Source organism: Herbidospora solisilvae (assembly GCF_009901565.1).
In the GTDB taxonomy this organism is placed as follows: Bacteria; Actinomycetota; Actinomycetes; order Streptosporangiales; family Streptosporangiaceae; genus Herbidospora; species Herbidospora solisilvae.
The window spans coordinates 356,752-372,231 of sequence record NZ_WXEW01000010.1; the positions used below are offsets into that span (position 1 = coordinate 356,752).

Here is a 15,480-nt window from a genome sequence, read left to right on the forward strand (position 1 = left end):
TGAAGAGGATCCCGTGGTTGACGGTCCATGGGCGCACACGGTTCACCGGGCTCACATCACAACTCGATCTCGGTGCGCATTTATGTAGGTGTTCACTTACAAACGCCGAGACGAATTGTCAGTCAACGAATTAAGTAAACCCGGCTGGACGCTCCGTCCACATTGGACGTAGAGTCCAGCCATGGACGACGACCCCCGGGTGCGTACATGGGCGCCCGTCTGCCGGGCCGTGGCGGCGCTGCTCGGCCCCTACGCCGAGGTGGTCCTGCACGATCCCGGCACCGACCGGATCCTGGCCGTGTGGAACCCGATGAGCGCACGCGGGCCGGGGGACCCGTCGCTGCTGGGCGAGCTCGACGCCCTCGACCCCGCCGCCCCCGACGTCTTCGGGCCCTACGAGAAGCTGCTCGCCGACGGCCGGCGGTTGTCGTCGGTCAGCGCCATCCTGCGCGACGCCGACGGCAGGGCGTCGGTCGTGTTGTGCGTCAACCTCGACCGGACCCCGCTGGAGCAGGCCGCGGCCGTGTTGTCCGCCTTCGGCGCCCCGGCCGCCTCCCGGCCCGAGCCGCTGTTCGAGCACGACTGGAGCGACCGCGTGCAGCACGTCGTGGGCTCCTACGTGCGCGAGTGCGGCCGCCCGGTGGAGCGGCTGACCCGCGCCGACCGCCTCGCCGTCCTGGCCCGGCTGGAGGAGGCCCGGGTGTTCGCCGTGCGCCGCGCCACCCCGGTCGTCGCCCGCGCGCTGGGGGTCTCCCGATCCACCCTTTACGGCCTGCTGGCCGAGCTCAGAGCACCGAACACGAAGGACCACGCACGATGACCCGGCTGCCCGACTTCCGCCTCGAAACCTACTTCTCCCGGTGGGAGTTCACCGCGCGTCACCACCTGACCGCCTCCGACGCCCAGAGCATGTCGCTCGGCGAACTGCTGGCTCTGGCCGACGACGCCGACCGGGCCGCGTTCGAGAACCTTTCCCTCGGCTACACCACCACCCACGGCGACCCGGCCCTGCGCGAGGCGATCGCCGCCACCTACGACCACCTGGACGCCGCCGACGTCCTCTGCTTCGCGGGCGCGGAGGAGGCCCTCTACCTGGCGATGAACGTGCTGCTCGACGCCGGGGACCACGCGGTCGTCGTGACGCCCAACTACCAGGCGGCCGAGACCGTGCCGCTGGCGTTGTGCGAGGTCACCGGCGTCGCCCTCGACCCCGGCGACGACTGGGCCCTCGACCTCGACCGGATCAGGGCCGCGATCAGGCCGAACACCCGGGTCGTGTCGGTCAACTTCCCCAACAACCCGACCGGCAAGGTCATCGGCGCCGCCGACTTCGCCGAGCTGGCCCGGATCTGCGACGAGCACGACGTCCACCTGTTCAGCGACGAGGTCTACCGCGGCCTCGAACGCGACCCGGCCCGCACCCTGCCGCAGGCCGCCGACCTGTCCGGGCGCGCCCTGTCGCTGAACGTGACCTCCAAGTCGCTGGGCCTGCCGGGCCTGCGGATCGGCTGGCTCGCCTGCCGCGACCGCGCCCTGCTGTCCCGGCTGGAGCGGGCCAAGCACTACACCACCATCTGCAACTCGGCCCCCAGCGAGGTGCTGGCCCGGATCGCGATCAAGGCCCGCACCACGATCCTGGCCCGCAACCGCGCCCTGATCGCCCGCAACGTGCCGGTCTTCGACGCCTTCTTCGGCGGCTTCCCCGACCTGTTCGAGTGGCGCGCACCCGACGGCGGCTGCGTCGCCTACCCCCGCTACCTCGGCCCCGACGGCGTGGAGGACTTCTGCGCCCGCCTGGTCGAGGAGGCCGGCGTCCTGCTGCTGCCGGCGAGCATCTACCGGTCCGAACTGACGCCCACCCCCGCCGACCGGTTCCGCGTCGGCGTCGGCCGCGCCGACCCCGAAGAGGGCCTCGCGGCCTTCGGGGCCTGGCTCAGGCGAGGTCTTCGACCAGCCGGTGGAGGGTCTCGGTGAGTTCGGTCCGGCAGGTGACGGCGGGCGAAGGCGGCCCGTGAGGCGCTGGCCGAGGGCACCGGCCCGGTTTGCCGTCCTCGTGGGCGAGCCGCCGCTCACCTACCTGACCGGCTGGCGCATCGCCCTGGCCGCCGACCTGCTGCGCGCGGCCGGCACGACGATCGACGTGGTGGCCCGCCGCGTCGGCTACGCCAACGCGTTCGCGCTGAGCGTCGCCTTCAAGCGGGTTCGGGGCGTGTCCCCGAGTGGCCACCGGGCCGGTGTGCGATCAGCGGCCGGTGCGCGTGGGTGAGTTCGGGCCCGTCCGGATCGGTGTGCACGGTGGCCGCGCCCAGCCGGGGCAACCGGTGGATCAGCCGGTGCTCGACGTCGACGGCGACATGGTGGGCCTCGACCACCGACATCTCCTGGTCCACGAGCACGTCGACCTCGGCCCGCAGGGTGTGCCCGATCCAGCGCAGCCGGATCGACCCGGCCCGTGACACCCCCGGTGTCGCGGCGATGATCTCCTCGGCCAGGGTCACCAGGGCGGGGTCGACCGCGTCCATGAGGCGGTGGTAGATCTCGCGGGCGGCGTCGCGCAGCACGAACAGGATCGCCACCGTGATGAGCAGGCCGATGATCGGATCGGCGAGGGGAAGGCCGAGGGCCACGCCCCCGGCCCCGAGGAGCACGGCCAGCGAGGTGAACCCGTCGGCGCGCGCGTGCAACCCGTCCGCCACCAGCGCGGCCGAACCGATCCGCCGGCCGACGCGGATGCGATAACGCGCCACCCACTCGTTGCCCAGGAACCCGATCACCGCCGCGCCCGCGACCCACCCGAGGGCCCCGACCTCCTGCGGGTCGAACAGCCGCCGGACGGACTCGTACCCCGCGAACAGGGCGGACGCGGCGATCAGCAGCACGATGACGATCCCGGCCAGGTCTTCGGCCCGGCCGTACCCGTAGGTGAAGCGGCGCGTGGCGGCGCGACGGCCGACCGAGAACGCGATGGCCAGCGGGACGGCGGTCAGGGCGTCGGCGAAGTTGTGCAGCGTGTCGCCGAGCAGCGCGACCGACCCGGAGAGGGCGACGACGACCGCCTGCGCCGACGCGGTGACCACCAGGATCATGAACGAGATGCCCAGCACCCGCAGCCCGAGCCTGCTGGACTCCAGCGCGGCGTCGGTCTTGTCCGCCGAGTCGTGGGTGTGCGGAGTGATCAGATGGCGGACGGCGGCCAGGAACCGCCGGCCCCTTCCCTGCTGGCCGTGCCCATGCCCATGCCCATGCCCGTGTTCGATGTCGGAGCCCATGTCTGCCAGGATATGTAGTCATGTACGCACGCGACAACGAAGCAGGTGCGACACCGCCGCAGGAGCCACCCACGGGCGCCCAGGTGGAGACGGCCGTGGAGGCCTTCCGCATGCTCGGCGACGCCACCCGCCTCCGGCTGATGTGGCTGCTCTCGGCCGGCGAGTACGACGTGACCTCCCTGACCGAGGCGATCGGCGCCCCCCGCCCCTCGGTCTCCCAGCACCTGGCGAAACTGCGCCTGGCGGGCCTGGTCAGGACCCGCAGGGACGGCCGACGGGTGCTCTACCGCGCCCGCGACGCCCACGTGCGAAGGATCATCAGCGAGGCGCTGTTCCACGCGGACCACGAGGTCTCCGGAATACCCCGCCACGACGACTGAGCCCCTCAGCAGTTGAGGGCGACCGTGGTCTGAGGCCGGCCCGAGCCGGGGTGGAGGGCGATGGGGAAGGTCCGCCCGTCGCCCACCCGGATCTCGATCGAGTTCGGCCCCGTCCACGTGACCGAATGGAACCCGTCATCGGGGGCGTCGTCGTTGAAGCAGCCGAGATCCCACTCCCTGCTGAGCAACCCGTCATCCCTGCGCAGGCTGAGCCACGCCACCGTGTCCGGCCCGAGCCCCGCCATCGAGAGCTGAAGCCGGACCCGGTACGGGTCCGGCCCGTCGATGAAGCCGTCCTCCCCGATGGAGGAGAAGGCGAAGGCGATCAGCCCCACGAACAGCGTGGCGGCCGTGGCCAGCCCCGCGACGGCCATCAGGACGTCGCGCAGCCACATCCGCCGCAGCCCGGCGGCGGCCAGCGTCGCCAGGAAGAAGGCCAGCGCGCTGAACGCGAACGGCCGGTCCAGATGCTCCTGCCAGAGCACCAGGTCGACGGCGTCGACGAACGCCGGCGCCGCGAGGCCGGCCGCGCAGAGCGAGCAGGCCGACAGCACGAGTGAGCGACTGGACATCGTGGATCCCATCGGTGAGGCGCCATCATGATCATGACGGTGCCGCCGTGGGAGGACCAGGTAGTGCACGGTATCTCGACAAAGCCCCACACGCCTCGGAAAGCGGGCACAGAACGTGCCGGGTGGGCTGAACGAGCCGGCCGGCGGCGGGGGCCTCGTCAGGACGGAGTCTTCGGCGGCGTCTCGACGCTGGCGAACAGCTCGACCAGGGCGCGGACGGGGGCGTGGGCCTCGGTGTGGTGGCGGAAGTGCTGGTCGAGATTGAGCTGGTAGCGGTTGCGGCGCCCGACCCGGTCGCGGGTGAGGTAGCCGGCCTCGTGCAGGTCGGCCACGATGCCCTGGACGGCTCGCTCGGTGATGCCGATGACCTCGGCGACCTCGCGCAGCCGGACCTCGGGATTGCGCGCGATCTCCAGCAGCACCCGGGCGTGATGGGTCAGGAACGTCCAGGACGAGCGATCTTTGGCAGTGGTCATCGGAGTCACGCCTTCGGCCTCAGATGTTGTTCGCAAGGTCGCCGTCACCGGCTGTTCCAGCCTTGCACAGCGAACAGCCTTTCACGAAATCTTCTTCAGGTTTATGGTGGATGGACGACTCCCGCCGTTGGAGGCTCCATGCCCGCCCCTCTCCCGTGCAGCGGCGGCTCCTCCTCGAACGAAGGAGAAGGCCGCCGGTGGCGACTTCCGTGACGTTCACCGTGGATGAGCTGCCGGACTGTACCGTCGTCCATGCGGCCGGGGACATCGACGCCGGCAACCGCGATGAGCTGGCCGAGGCGATCACCCGCGGCCGGCGACGAGGTAGGCCGCTCATCCTGGACTTCAGCGCCGTGACCTTCCTGGACAGCAGCGGGCTGCACGTCCTGCTGAACGCCCACGCCCGTGCCGCGCGCGGTGAGCGTGACTTCCACCTGGCGGCACTCCATCCGCGTGTCGCCCGCCTTTTCCGGATCACCGGAGTTCTGCGCCTCCTCCAGGTGCACGCCAGCGTCGAGCAGGCCCGTACGGCCGCGGTGACGAGTGGTCAGCACATGGTGGAGAGCTGAAGGTAAGGCCGTGGCTCATCGGCGCGACCGGCGGCGGACGGCGTACACGATCGCTGATCCGGCGAAGAGGGCGCAGGTGACGAGCACCCACCTGAGGAGGTAGGGCTCGGTGCTCAGCCCGGTCGCCGCCCGGTAGTAGTACTCGGAGGAGCGCAGGATGAGCGGGAACCAGATGAGCAGGAGCAGCACCGACAGCGCGGCCGGCACCCGCACGTAGTTCACCGGCGGCCGCCGTCGCAGTCCGCGCTGCAGCCCGGTGTCGGCCAGGGAGTAGAGCGGCAGGACGATGAAGTCGTGCAGGATCACGGCGCCGGCGAACCACACCACGAACCCGAGCACGATGCCGGCGGAGATGATCCGGGTGAACACGTAGAGCGCCACCGCGTAGCAGACGATCAGCGCGGCAAGGTGCCAGGCGGGCGCGCCGTAGCGGTTCACGACGGCACCCGGAAGTCGAGCTCGCGGACCCATTTGGTGTTGTGCACGCCCGGCGCGTTCGGCACCATGATCCGGGCCGGGAAGCCGTGGTCCAGCGACAGGTCGGCGCCGTTGACCCGCAGGGCCAGCAGGGAACGGTGATCGGCGACCTGCCCGGCGCTCAGCGACACCTGGTTGAAGAACCCGGCCTGTTGCATGGAGCGGGCCTGAACGCCGCCGGGCTCCGCGACTCCGCACAACCGGGCCAGATCGGCCAGCCGCACGCCGGTCCACTCCTGTTCGGTCGACCACCCCTCCACGCAGGCGATCGGCAACCGGTAGGTGTGCAGCGGCAGGTCCAGCAGCTCCTGGCGTGTGAGTAGAACCTGGCGGGCTCCCAGCAGTGTCAACCGCCAGCCCGGGCCGGCCTGCGCGGCGGTGACGCCGACACTCGCGGCCGTCTTGTTGACCTGGAAGTCGTTGGGGCCGGGACCGTAGTCACGGCCATGCGGGGCCAGCAGCGCCGTGGAGCGGATCGGGCCGTCCATGGTCTGGCCGACCGACAGGCCGAGCACGGTCAGCGACCCGCCGCCGACGAACGCGAGCAGCCCGCGTCGCGACATCGACGGAGGCCCGGGCGCGGCGGCGACCAGGTCGTCGGGATCGGGAGGCTCCGGGCGCGTGTCACGCAGACCGGTACGCATCTCCCGGCGGAAGCCCCGCGACCGCAACGCGGTGACCAGCCGGGGAAGCTTGAGGGCGACGTGGACCACCAGCGCGGCCAGGAAGACCCAGGCGCCGTACAGATGCGCCGGATAGAACGAGAACGGGAAGACGTAGAAGAGCTGGATGTTGAGGATGCCGGTGACGAACTCGAACACCGCGCCGCCGACCAGCAGCACCAGGCTGACTCGCTCCAGCAGCTGGGCGGGGGAGCGGAACGGCGGCCACGCGAACAGCTTGGGGATCACCGACCACAACTTGGCCAGCAGAATCGGCACCAGGGTCAGCCCGAGGATGACATGCGTCCCCTGGGTGAGCCGGTAGAGCCAGACCGGGCTGGTGGGCCAGTCGAACAGGTAGAACCCCAGCAGTCCCTTGCTCGGGGTCATGTCGTTGCCCGGCAGCCCAGGATTGTAGGCGGCGTACGACACCAGCCCGGTGAGGGCCACGATCGGAAGGCCCACCAGCAGCACCAGTCCGAACACGGAGGTCAGCCACGGCCCGCGCAGCGGGCTGCGCCAGAACTCGGGCCGGAACGGGCCGGGCGGACGCCCCCGCCCGCTCAGCCATTCCCGTACGCCTGCCATCTGTGCCTTCCGGCGCTCGCGTGACGCGTCTGACACCGATCACCCCCGGTTTCCGTGCCCCTACGGACGCTGTTCGCTGTTTGTCTTCACCGCGAACGCCGATCTCAAAGGCCGGTTGTCTCCGAATACGATGTCCCTCTGGCAAAGGTTTCGGGGAACGCCTGGGCCGACCGGCGGTACCTTCCCCGATGTGTCCTCGGCTACGTGCTGGATGGGACGCGCCTGGCGGACGACACCACCGCGATCATCCCGTGGTGCGGTCGTCGGCCGGGCTCCGGTCGCCTTCGCGGTGGCGCCGGCGGTACGCCCTGACCTTGGCGCGGTTGCCGCATTCGGACATGCCGCACCACTGCCGGTTCTCGGCCCGCGAGGTGTCGACGTACAGGCGGGTGCACTCGGTGTTGGCGCAGCGCTTGACGCGCGCCGGGGCGGCGAGCAGGTCGAGCAGGTCGGCGGCGAGGGTGGCCAGCAGTTCGCCGGCGCTGCCCGACCGGCGCGTGCTCCCGTCGGGCAGCAGGGTGGGGACGAGCCCCGGGCGTCTGGCGTGGTCGTTCAGCAGGGTCACGTCGCCCTGCTCCGGGCGCCGGTCGTCGAGGCGGGCCGACGCGGTGCGGTAGACGGCCTCGCGCAGGTCGATCGCGGCGCGAAGGTCGGATTCGCCGAACGCGGGCGCGGCGTCGAGCAGCCCGGCGGCCTCCACCCATGCGGACAGGTCGGCGGGGGAGAGCAGCTGCTCCTCCGGAGCGTCGCTGCGCCGCCACTTGCGGGTGCCGGCGAAGTCGAGGGAGCGGCGGCCGCTCACGAACACGAACCCCATGTAACCATCTTGACAGGTTACGGAACCGGCGTGCAATCGTGTAACCATGCAAGACGGTTACATGGCGATCACCGGCGACGACTTCCTCTTCTTCGCCGAACGCGCGGTCGGCGGGATGAGCACGATCCTCGGCGAACTCGGCGACGACCTGGCCAACACCCGGCCCGCCCTGCCCGGCGCCAACACCCCCTTCGCGCTGCTCACGCACTGTCTCGGCGTGATGGAGTACTGGGGCGGCCACCTCGTCGCCGGACGGCCCGTCCAACGCGACCGGCGGGCCGAGTTCCACGCGTCCGGGCCGGTCGCGCCCCTGCGGGCCAGGGCCGAACGCGCGCTGGAGACGCTCCGCGCCGACGTCCGGGACTCCCGGCCGGGGGCGCCCCTGCACGACGAACCCGACCCCGAGGTGCTCGGCCCGGACCGGGAGCTCACCCGCGACTCCGCGCTCCAGCACCTCTACGAGGAACTGGCCCAGCACCACGGCCAGATGGAGATCATGCGCGACTGCCTGCTCGCGGCGCGTCGCCCGGCCGATCCGGTCGACGCGCCGATGGCCTGGTTGCGGGCGAAACAGGGGGTCAAATGGCACCGCCCCGGGCCCGCGCTGCTGCCCGCCTGGGTGGCCGACATGGACTTCCCCCTCGCGCCGGTGATCGCCGAGGCCATCGGCGCCGCCCTCGGCCGGGGAGACCTCGGCTACCCCGACTGGGACGGCCACCCGCTGGCCGGCGCGTTCGCCGACCGCATGCGCCGACGTCACGGCTGGCAGCCGGACCCCGCTCACGTCCGGGGCATCACCGACCTCATCCAGGGGCTCCAGCTGACCCTGACGCTGCTCACCGAACCCGGTGACGGCGTGGTGGCGTTCACGCCGAACTACCCGCCGTTCCTGCGCACCCTGGAGACGATGCGCCGTCCCCTGGTCGCGGCGCCCCTGGAGCCCGCTCGGGGCTGGACCTGGGACCACGACCTGCTGGAGCAGCGGGTACGCACCGGGAACGCCAGGGTCCTGCTGCTGGTCAACCCCCACAACCCCACCGGCAAGGTCTTCACCGCCGACGAGCTGCGGCGCGTCGCCGACCTGGCCGAACGCCACGACCTCATCGTGATCAGCGACGAGATCCACGCCGACCTCGTCCACGCCCCGCACCGCCACCTCCCCTTCGCCGCCCTCGACGCGGGCACGGCCGCCCGCACCGTGACCGTGACGTCGGCGTCCAAGGCGTTCAACATCGCGGGCCTGCGCACCGCGCTCGCCCACGTCGGCCCGGCCGTGCTGCGCGCCGCCTGGGACGCGCAGCCGCCCGACCTCTACGGCGCCGTCAACGTGCTCGGCGTGGAGGCCACCCGCGCGGCCTGGGCGCACGGCGACACGTGGCTGGCCGCCGTCACCGCCCACCTGACCCGGCAGCGCGACCACCTCGCCCGGCGGATCGCCGCCATGCCGGGCGTCGGCCTGCTCACCCCCGAGGCCGGATATCTGGCCTGGCTCGACTGCCGCGCCGCCGGGCTCGGCGAGGAGGCCGCCGACTGGTTCCGCCGGAACGCGGGCGTCGAGCTCAGCGCCGGAAGCGAGTTCGGCTCCGGCGCGGTGGGCTCCGTCGCGGAGTCGTGGGCCCGGCTGAACTTCGCCACCACCCGCGAGGTCCTCGACCTGATCCTCGACCGGATGGAGGACGCCCTGACCCGGGCCGAGAAAACCGGATTCCGACCCCCAGAAGCCCATCTTTCGGCCAGCGGGTGACCGCCAGCGGAAGGGTCGGTGAATTGGCGCGGCGCGTGTTGCCGGGCGTGGAGCGACCGCTCCAAGGTTGGGAAACGACCGCCATCCCCCCATGACGGAAGTGCCCCCCGTGCGCCTGCCCGCCCTTCTCGCCGCCCTCGTCGTCACGATCCTCGCCGCGGCTCCGGCGCAGGCGCACGTCCGCGCCACCTCGGTCGCGGTCGACCTGCGCGGGCAGGGCGACGACGTCACGGCCGTCGTCGACGTCGACTACGACGTCCTGGGCCGGCTGCTGAGCCTCGACGGGGTCGTGATCCCGGACCCCGACGGCCGCGTCGAGGAGGTGCCCGCCGGGGTGCGGCGGCGTTCGCTCGACGCCCACGCGGGCGAGGCGGCCGCCTACGTCGGCGCGGCGCTGCGGCTCAGCCGCAGTTCGATCAGCTGCGACGCCCGGGACGGCGGGCGCGTCGAGCTCACCGACTCCGGCGCGGTCCGGGTCGCGCTCGCCTACACGTGCGCGGCGTCCGGCGCGCTCACCGTGCGCAGTGACGTTTTCAGCGCCACCGACGGGCTCGTCGACGACGTCCGCACGACGGTCGCCTACGACGTCGACGGGCTGCGCGGTTCGACCCTGCTCGACGCCGCCCGCACGAGCGTCACGATCGGGCACGCCGACCTGCTCGGCGAGATCCCGGGGTTCGTCCTGCTCGGCGCGGAGCACCTGCTCTTCGGGCTCGACCACGTGTTGTTCCTGCTGGCCCTGCTGCTGGGCGCCCGACGGCTGCGCGACGTCGTCGAGGTCGCCACGGCGTTCACGGTCGCCCACTCGGTGACCCTCGTGCTGGCCGCCGTCGGCTGGGTCAGCGTGCCCGGGTGGATCGTCGAGCCGCTCATCGCGTTGTCGATCGCCTTCGTCGCCCTCGACAACCTGCTCTCGCCCCGCACGGGCCACCGCCTCCCTGTCGTCTTCGCCTTCGGGCTGCTGCACGGGCTCGGCTTCGCGGGCGCGCTCGGCGTGGACGGGGCGGCGTCGGTCTCGACGCTGGTCAATCTGGTCTCCTTCAACGTCGGCATCGAGCTCGCCCAGCTCGCGATCATCGCCGTCGCCTTCCCGGCGTTGTCGTTCCTGCGCCGCGCCGCGACCGGGCCGGTCGCCGCCCGCGCTCTCATGCTCGGCACCGTCGGGGCGGCCGTGGCCGTCGCGGGTGCCGGTCTCGTCTGGTTCGTCGAGCGTTCCCCGCTCCTCACCTGAAGGATTCTGAATTGTCCGCGTTAACCGGGGCACGCGCGCGCATGCGCGTCGTCCTGTACACCGTCACGCTGGGGCTCGCCGTCAGCGTCGTGGCGGGTCCGCTCACCACATATGCCGCCAACGCCATCGACCCGCCGGAGGCGGTCGTCCGGGGTGTCGTGTACGTCGACGCCAACGGCGACGGCCGCCGCGACGCCGGCGAGACCGGGCTGGCCCGCGTGCGGGTCTCCGACGGCACGGTCTCCACCACGACCGCCGCCGACGGCTCCTACTCGCTGACCATCTCCACCGACCGCCGCAGGACCGACATCGTGTGGGCCACCCAGCCGCGCGGCTACCGGTTCGGCCTCGACCAGTACAAGGAGCCGAGGTTCTGGGCGAACCTCGGCGAGCTCGCCGACGACGCCACGCCGACCGCGGACTTCGCGCTCACGCGCGACGAGCTCTCCGACGGCGACACCTTCTCCTGGGCCAACATCGCCGACCCGCACGTCAACGCGCAGCTGCCCGACCAGATCCGCGAGATCAACTCCACCGGCACCGACCTGCGCTTCATCGCGGTCAGCGGCGACCTCACCAACGACGCCAGCCAGGGGCAGTTCGACACCTACCGCCGGGGCACCCAGCAGTCGGCCGTCGGCGTATGGCCGGCCGTCGGCAACCACGAGTACGCCTCCGGTTCGGCGTACGCGGACCGGATCGACAACTACCGCAGGAACGTCGGTCCGGAGTGGTACTCGTTCACCTACGGCAACCGGCACTTCGTCGTGCTGGAGAACAACGGTTCGGCGCCGTTCGAGGAGGAGCTGAACTGGCTCAAGGACGACCTCGCCGCCAACGTGCACGACGGCGTCGAGGTGGTCGTGCTGACCCACCAGCCGATGAACGTGCCGTTCGGCTCGCCGTCGACCTACGACGCCTTCGGCGACGTGCTGGAGCAGTACAAGGCGCAGCTCATCCTGGTCGGCCACGAACACTCCAACCACGTCGAGAACACGTCGGCGTTCGCCTCGACCGCCAAGCACATCCAGACGGTGTCGAGCTCGTACACGATCGACAACGCGCCCCGCGGCTTCCGGTACATCCACATGGCCGGCCCGGGCTTCGAGAACCCCTTCCGCATGTACGGGGAGAACGAGCGCATCACGATCGTCAACCCCGCACCCGGTTCGAGGGTGCCGGCCGCCGGGATGCCCGACGTGCAGATCAACGCCTACGACACCGGCGACGAGGTCGTGTCGGCGCGCTTCCAGATCGCGGGCGACAAGAACTGGCGCCCGCTCTACCGCAGCGGCGAGTTCACCTGGCACGGCAACCTGCCCAACAGCCGGCAGACGCCCGGCCCGCACCGCATCGACGTGCAGGTCACCGACGCCACGGGCAGGGTCTGGACGAAGTCGGCCGACTTCACCCTCACCGACGAGCCCGAGCTCAAGACGGTCGCCGGTGACGACTGGACCCAGCACCACGGCGACCAGGGCCACACCGGCGTCGCCCCGGCGCAGGAGCCGGGCCGCCGCCTGGCCTGGAGCTTCCGCACCGAGGGCACCTTCCTGACCGGCTCGCCGGTCATCCACGACGGCGTCGTGTACGCCGGTACCCGCGACGAGAACGGCGACGGCAACAGCCGCATCCACGCGATCCGGCTCAGGAACGGCCGCGAGTTGTGGAACGTCGAGGTGCCCCAGTCGATCCACGGCAGCCTCGCCTTCGGCGACGGCCTGGTCTTCGCGCCGACCCTCGGCTCGGAGCTGTACGCCGTCGACGCCGAGACCGGCGAGCTGCGCTGGAAGGCCGTGCCCGAACAGGCCCCGGCCCCCAACAACCAGCGCACCTACGGCTACTACTCGCCGGCCGTGTCCGGCCACACGGTGCTCTGGCCCTACCAGACCCGCTTCGGCATCGGCAGCCAGGGCGTGCTGAAGGCGCTCGACACCCGTACCGGAAAGCAGATCTGGGCCTCCCCGATGTCCGGCGCGACCATGAGCGACGGCACGCCCGCCGTCATGGACGGCACCGTGTTCGTCGGCAACGAGACCGCCGACCGCGTGCTCGCCTACGACCTCGCCACCGGCGCCCGCAAGTGGACCGGCGCCGAGTCGCTCGGCAGCTGGCAGGACGGCGTGCCGACGGCGGCCGAGGGCAAGGTCTTCATCGGCGCCAACAACGGCATGGTCGCGCGGGACGCCAAGACCGGCGCGACGTTGTGGACGTACAAGAGCCCGCGCTCCGCGCTCGTGTCGAGCGGCTCGACCCCGAGCGCCGCGGCCGTCAAGGACGGCGTCGTCTACATGGGCTTCCCGAGCGGCGCGGTCGTCGCCCTCGACGCCCAGACCGGCGACGTCTTCTGGGAGCGGCTGCTGCCCGGCGACGTCTACCACGGCGGTGTCATGTCCAGCCCGGTCGTGGCCGGCGACACCCTGTTCGTCGGCGCCAACAACGGCCGGTTCTACGCGCTGGCCACCGACACCGGCCAGATCCTGTGGAGCCACGAGATCGGCACCTGGGTCGGCGCCGGCCCGGCCGTCAGCGGCAACACCGTCGTCGCGGGCGCCTGGGACGGCAACCTGTACGCCTACGTGCCGGGCGGCGAGTCCGCGCCGCGCTGGGCGACGGTGACCGGCACGGTGACCGACGAGGAGACCGGCGACCCGATCGCCGGGGCGAAGGTCACCGCCGTCGCCGCCGGTCAGGACACCGCCGTGACCAGCACCGACGCCAAGGGCCGCTACACGCTGGGCCTGGCGGCGGCGACCTGGAACGTCACCGCGGCCAAGCGCGGCCTCATCGCCGACGACCGCTCGGCCGTCAGCGTCACCGTCGGCACGACCGGCGACCAGAAGGCCGACCTGAAGCTGATCAAGGTCACCCACCCGGTGGCCGGCAGGTCGGCCTACCCGCCCGACTACGGCAACGGCAGCACCCGCACCGACTTCGTCGCGGGCAAGGAGTACTACTACCTGGCCAACGACAGGGTCCGGGCGTCCATCACGCCGTACACCGCCGCCAACAACGGCGCCGGCGGCCTGGGCCAGGGCCACCTGTCGGACCTCATGCTCAACGACGCCAACGGCGCCGAGACCCTCGACTGGGGCGAGATGCTGCTGCGCCCGAGCCTCACCCCGCCCGACTCGTGGGACCGGCCGAACGACCTGATCGACCTGCCCGACCTCAAGGTGGACGGCGCGGCGGTGGTCGGCGACGGCCAGTACAGGGCCAACCCGGCGATCAAGGCACAGGTCCGGTACGAGACCCTGCCGGACGCCCCGATCGTGAAGATGACGGTCAAGCTGACCAACACCGGCACGACGGGCTACCAGGGCTACTTCAACTACATGATCGACCCTGACAGCTCGGTCGACAACGGCCGCATCCCCGGCTTCGCCGGCACCAACCCCGGCCTGAAGACCACGGGCTGGACCGGCAAGTACGTCTACGTCGGCGCCGACGCCGCCACCACCAACGGCCAGGCCGCGCACGGTCTCGCCTGGGCGCTCGACACCCCGGCCGCCGTCGGCGCGTACGGCTACGTCGAGGGCCTCTACTACGACGCCACGCTGGCCCCCGGCGCGACGAGGCAGTTCAGCTTCTACCACCTGACCGACTACGCGACCAACGGCGGCGACCCCACCCGGAACATCGCGAAGTGGGCCGGCGAGATCGACCTGCACGACGACACGGTCCCGGACGCCGCCCGCGCGGCCGGCACGGTCACCTCGGGCGGCGACCCCGTCCCGGGCGCCCGCGTCACCCTGGAGAAGGCCGGCGCGGTGGTCGCCACCACCACCACCGACGCCCAGGGCAGGTACCTCGTGGACGCCCCCGCCGGTCCGTACGACGTCCGGGTCGCCAAGCTCGGCTACCAGACCGCCGCCGCCACGGTCACCGTGCCGGCGGAGGGCAACGGCGTCGCCGACGTCACGCTGAGCCCGGTCACGGTCGAGGCCGGCTACGGCAAGCAGATCGGCTCCGGCCTGGTCGAGGCGGGCGCCGGCGACGTCATGCTGGAGAACGACAAGCTCTCGGTGGCGATCGCCGACGCCTACAACGACGCGCAGCTCTCCGGCGGCACGCGTGGCAAGCCGGTCGACGTCGCCGTGCGCGGCATGGCCGACCAGTTCGACTGGATCAACCTGCCCTACGTCTCGGCGACCCAGCCGACCGGCGGCAGCGCGTGGGACATCCGGACGGTGGCGGCCACCGACGTCGAGATCGTCCAGGCGACCGGCGACAAGGCGGTCGTCCGGGTGTCCGGCCCGGTCACCGGCTTCGCGGGGCTGACGGCGACGACGACGTACACGCTGAAGCCGGGCGACGACTTCGCCACGGTCGCGACGGAGCTGACCAACTCCGGCGCGGCCCCGCTCAACGTGTGGACCGGCGACGCCATGGACCACGACGCGGCCGGCCAGGCCGGCGTCATCCCGGGCGCCGGCGTCGTGCCGCCGGGCACCGCGACGGTCTACACCCCGACCAAGCCGTACATCGGCATGACCGGCACCGACCCGCAGGTCTTCGGCCTCGTCTACGGCACCCCGGCGTCGGCCTTCGACGTCTTCGCCGCGGGCAACTGGGTGATGAGCCGGTTCAACGTCGAGGTTCCCGCGGGCGGGTCGTACACCCTCACCCGCAAGCTCGTCGTCACGCCGGGCACCGACGCGGTGGGCATCCTCGACGGGGTCGCCGCGCCGTGAT

The 15,480-nt window shown here is 71.8% G+C and carries 13 protein-coding genes and 1 pseudogene; 8 read left to right on the forward strand and 6 right to left on the reverse strand.

Translation table 11 applies throughout. The features are described from left to right. Nucleotides 1–181 precede the first annotated feature (181 nt). The 3 genes and pseudogenes from GT755_RS32265 to GT755_RS38840 form a co-directional block, all read left to right on the forward strand. Nucleotides 182–820 (forward strand): helix-turn-helix transcriptional regulator, encoded by a 639-nt coding sequence (locus GT755_RS32265; RefSeq protein WP_161483333.1) that lies wholly within the window; start codon nt 182–184, stop codon nt 818–820. Continuing rightward, a complete protein-coding gene (locus tag GT755_RS32270) occupies nt 817–1,974 on the forward strand; it encodes an aminotransferase class I/II-fold pyridoxal phosphate-dependent enzyme (protein WP_161483334.1) in 1,158 nt (385 codons plus the stop codon). Before GT755_RS32265 ends, GT755_RS32270 begins: the two co-directional genes overlap by 4 nt. Before the next feature lie 64 nt (nt 1,975–2,038). Next, nucleotides 2,039–2,266 (forward strand): annotated as a pseudogene (locus tag GT755_RS38840) (helix-turn-helix domain-containing protein); the annotation flags it as partial. On the opposite strand, the gene GT755_RS32280 reads toward GT755_RS38840, so the two are convergent. Beyond that, nucleotides 2,193–3,269 (reverse strand): cation diffusion facilitator family transporter, encoded by a 1,077-nt coding sequence (locus tag GT755_RS32280; RefSeq protein WP_161483336.1) that lies wholly within the window; start codon nt 3,267–3,269, stop codon nt 2,193–2,195. The pseudogene GT755_RS38840 and the gene GT755_RS32280 sit on opposite strands and share 74 nt — an antisense overlap. A gap of 20 nt (nt 3,270–3,289) precedes the next feature. On the opposite strand from GT755_RS32280, the gene GT755_RS32285 reads away from it, so the two are divergent. Further along, nucleotides 3,290–3,649 (forward strand): ArsR/SmtB family transcription factor, encoded by a 360-nt coding sequence (locus GT755_RS32285; protein ID WP_161483337.1) that lies wholly within the window; start codon nt 3,290–3,292, stop codon nt 3,647–3,649. A 5-nt stretch (nt 3,650–3,654) separates the two neighbouring features. Here the strand turns inward: GT755_RS32285 and GT755_RS32290 are convergent, their stop codons facing one another. After that, on the reverse strand, nt 3,655–4,221 hold the full coding sequence (locus GT755_RS32290; RefSeq protein WP_161483338.1) for a hypothetical protein: 567 nt from the start codon (nt 4,219–4,221) through the stop codon (nt 3,655–3,657). 158 nt (nt 4,222–4,379) lie between these two features. After that, nucleotides 4,380–4,697, reverse strand: a complete 318-nt coding sequence (locus tag GT755_RS32295) for a helix-turn-helix transcriptional regulator (RefSeq protein WP_202610737.1) — start codon at nt 4,695–4,697, stop codon at nt 4,380–4,382. A 197-nt stretch (nt 4,698–4,894) separates the two neighbouring features. Here GT755_RS32295 and GT755_RS32300 point away from each other — a divergent pair, with 197 nt between their 5' ends. Continuing rightward, nucleotides 4,895–5,266, forward strand: coding sequence for an STAS domain-containing protein (locus GT755_RS32300; RefSeq protein ID WP_161483340.1), 372 nt, complete (start codon nt 4,895–4,897; stop codon nt 5,264–5,266). 15 nt (nt 5,267–5,281) lie between these two features. Here GT755_RS32300 and GT755_RS32305 read toward each other — a convergent pair whose 3' ends face one another. The 3 genes from GT755_RS32305 to GT755_RS32315 form a co-directional block, all read right to left on the reverse strand. Continuing rightward, complete coding sequence (locus GT755_RS32305) at nt 5,282–5,704, reverse strand: hypothetical protein (protein ID WP_202610738.1); 423 nt, start codon at nt 5,702–5,704, stop codon at nt 5,282–5,284. Continuing rightward, nucleotides 5,701–6,993 (reverse strand): molybdopterin-dependent oxidoreductase, encoded by a 1,293-nt coding sequence (locus GT755_RS32310; protein ID WP_161483342.1) that lies wholly within the window; start codon nt 6,991–6,993, stop codon nt 5,701–5,703. Before GT755_RS32310 ends, GT755_RS32305 begins: the two co-directional genes overlap by 4 nt. A 244-nt stretch (nt 6,994–7,237) precedes the next feature. Beyond that, on the reverse strand, nt 7,238–7,810 hold the full coding sequence (locus GT755_RS32315; protein ID WP_161483343.1) for a CGNR zinc finger domain-containing protein: 573 nt from the start codon (nt 7,808–7,810) through the stop codon (nt 7,238–7,240). Nucleotides 7,811–7,856: 46 nt separating this feature from the next. On the opposite strand from GT755_RS32315, the gene GT755_RS32320 reads away from it, so the two are divergent. From GT755_RS32320 to GT755_RS32330, 3 genes are all read left to right on the forward strand, one after another. Continuing rightward, complete coding sequence (locus GT755_RS32320) at nt 7,857–9,554, forward strand: aminotransferase class I/II-fold pyridoxal phosphate-dependent enzyme (RefSeq protein ID WP_161483344.1); 1,698 nt, start codon at nt 7,857–7,859, stop codon at nt 9,552–9,554. Between the two features lie 91 nt (nt 9,555–9,645). Further along, complete coding sequence (locus GT755_RS32325) at nt 9,646–10,785, forward strand: HupE/UreJ family protein (RefSeq protein WP_161483345.1); 1,140 nt, start codon at nt 9,646–9,648, stop codon at nt 10,783–10,785. A gap of 11 nt (nt 10,786–10,796) precedes the next feature. Then, nucleotides 10,797–15,479, forward strand: a complete 4,683-nt coding sequence (locus GT755_RS32330) for an outer membrane protein assembly factor BamB family protein (RefSeq protein ID WP_161483346.1) — start codon at nt 10,797–10,799, stop codon at nt 15,477–15,479. The last annotated feature ends 1 nt before the right edge of the window (nt 15,480 follow it).

Excerpts from the sequence above, each read along its gene's own strand:
- GT755_RS32285 (WP_161483337.1), top strand. The coding sequence starts at position 3,290 with ATGTACGCACGCGACAACGAAGCAGGTGCGACACCGCCGCAGGAGCCA.
- GT755_RS32280 (WP_161483336.1), bottom strand. The coding sequence starts at position 3,269 with ATGGGCTCCGACATCGAACACGGGCATGGGCATGGGCATGGGCACGGC.
- GT755_RS32315 (WP_161483343.1), bottom strand. The coding sequence starts at position 7,810 with ATGGGGTTCGTGTTCGTGAGCGGCCGCCGCTCCCTCGACTTCGCCGGC.
- GT755_RS32270 (WP_161483334.1), top strand. The coding sequence starts at position 817 with ATGACCCGGCTGCCCGACTTCCGCCTCGAAACCTACTTCTCCCGGTGG.
- GT755_RS32310 (WP_161483342.1), bottom strand. The coding sequence starts at position 6,993 with ATGGCAGGCGTACGGGAATGGCTGAGCGGGCGGGGGCGTCCGCCCGGC.
- GT755_RS32320 (WP_161483344.1), top strand. The coding sequence starts at position 7,857 with ATGCAAGACGGTTACATGGCGATCACCGGCGACGACTTCCTCTTCTTC.
- GT755_RS32295 (WP_202610737.1), bottom strand. The coding sequence starts at position 4,697 with ATGACCACTGCCAAAGATCGCTCGTCCTGGACGTTCCTGACCCATCAC.
- GT755_RS32265 (WP_161483333.1), top strand. The coding sequence starts at position 182 with ATGGACGACGACCCCCGGGTGCGTACATGGGCGCCCGTCTGCCGGGCC.
- GT755_RS32290 (WP_161483338.1), bottom strand. The coding sequence starts at position 4,221 with ATGTCCAGTCGCTCACTCGTGCTGTCGGCCTGCTCGCTCTGCGCGGCC.
- GT755_RS32325 (WP_161483345.1), top strand. The coding sequence starts at position 9,646 with ATGACGGAAGTGCCCCCCGTGCGCCTGCCCGCCCTTCTCGCCGCCCTC.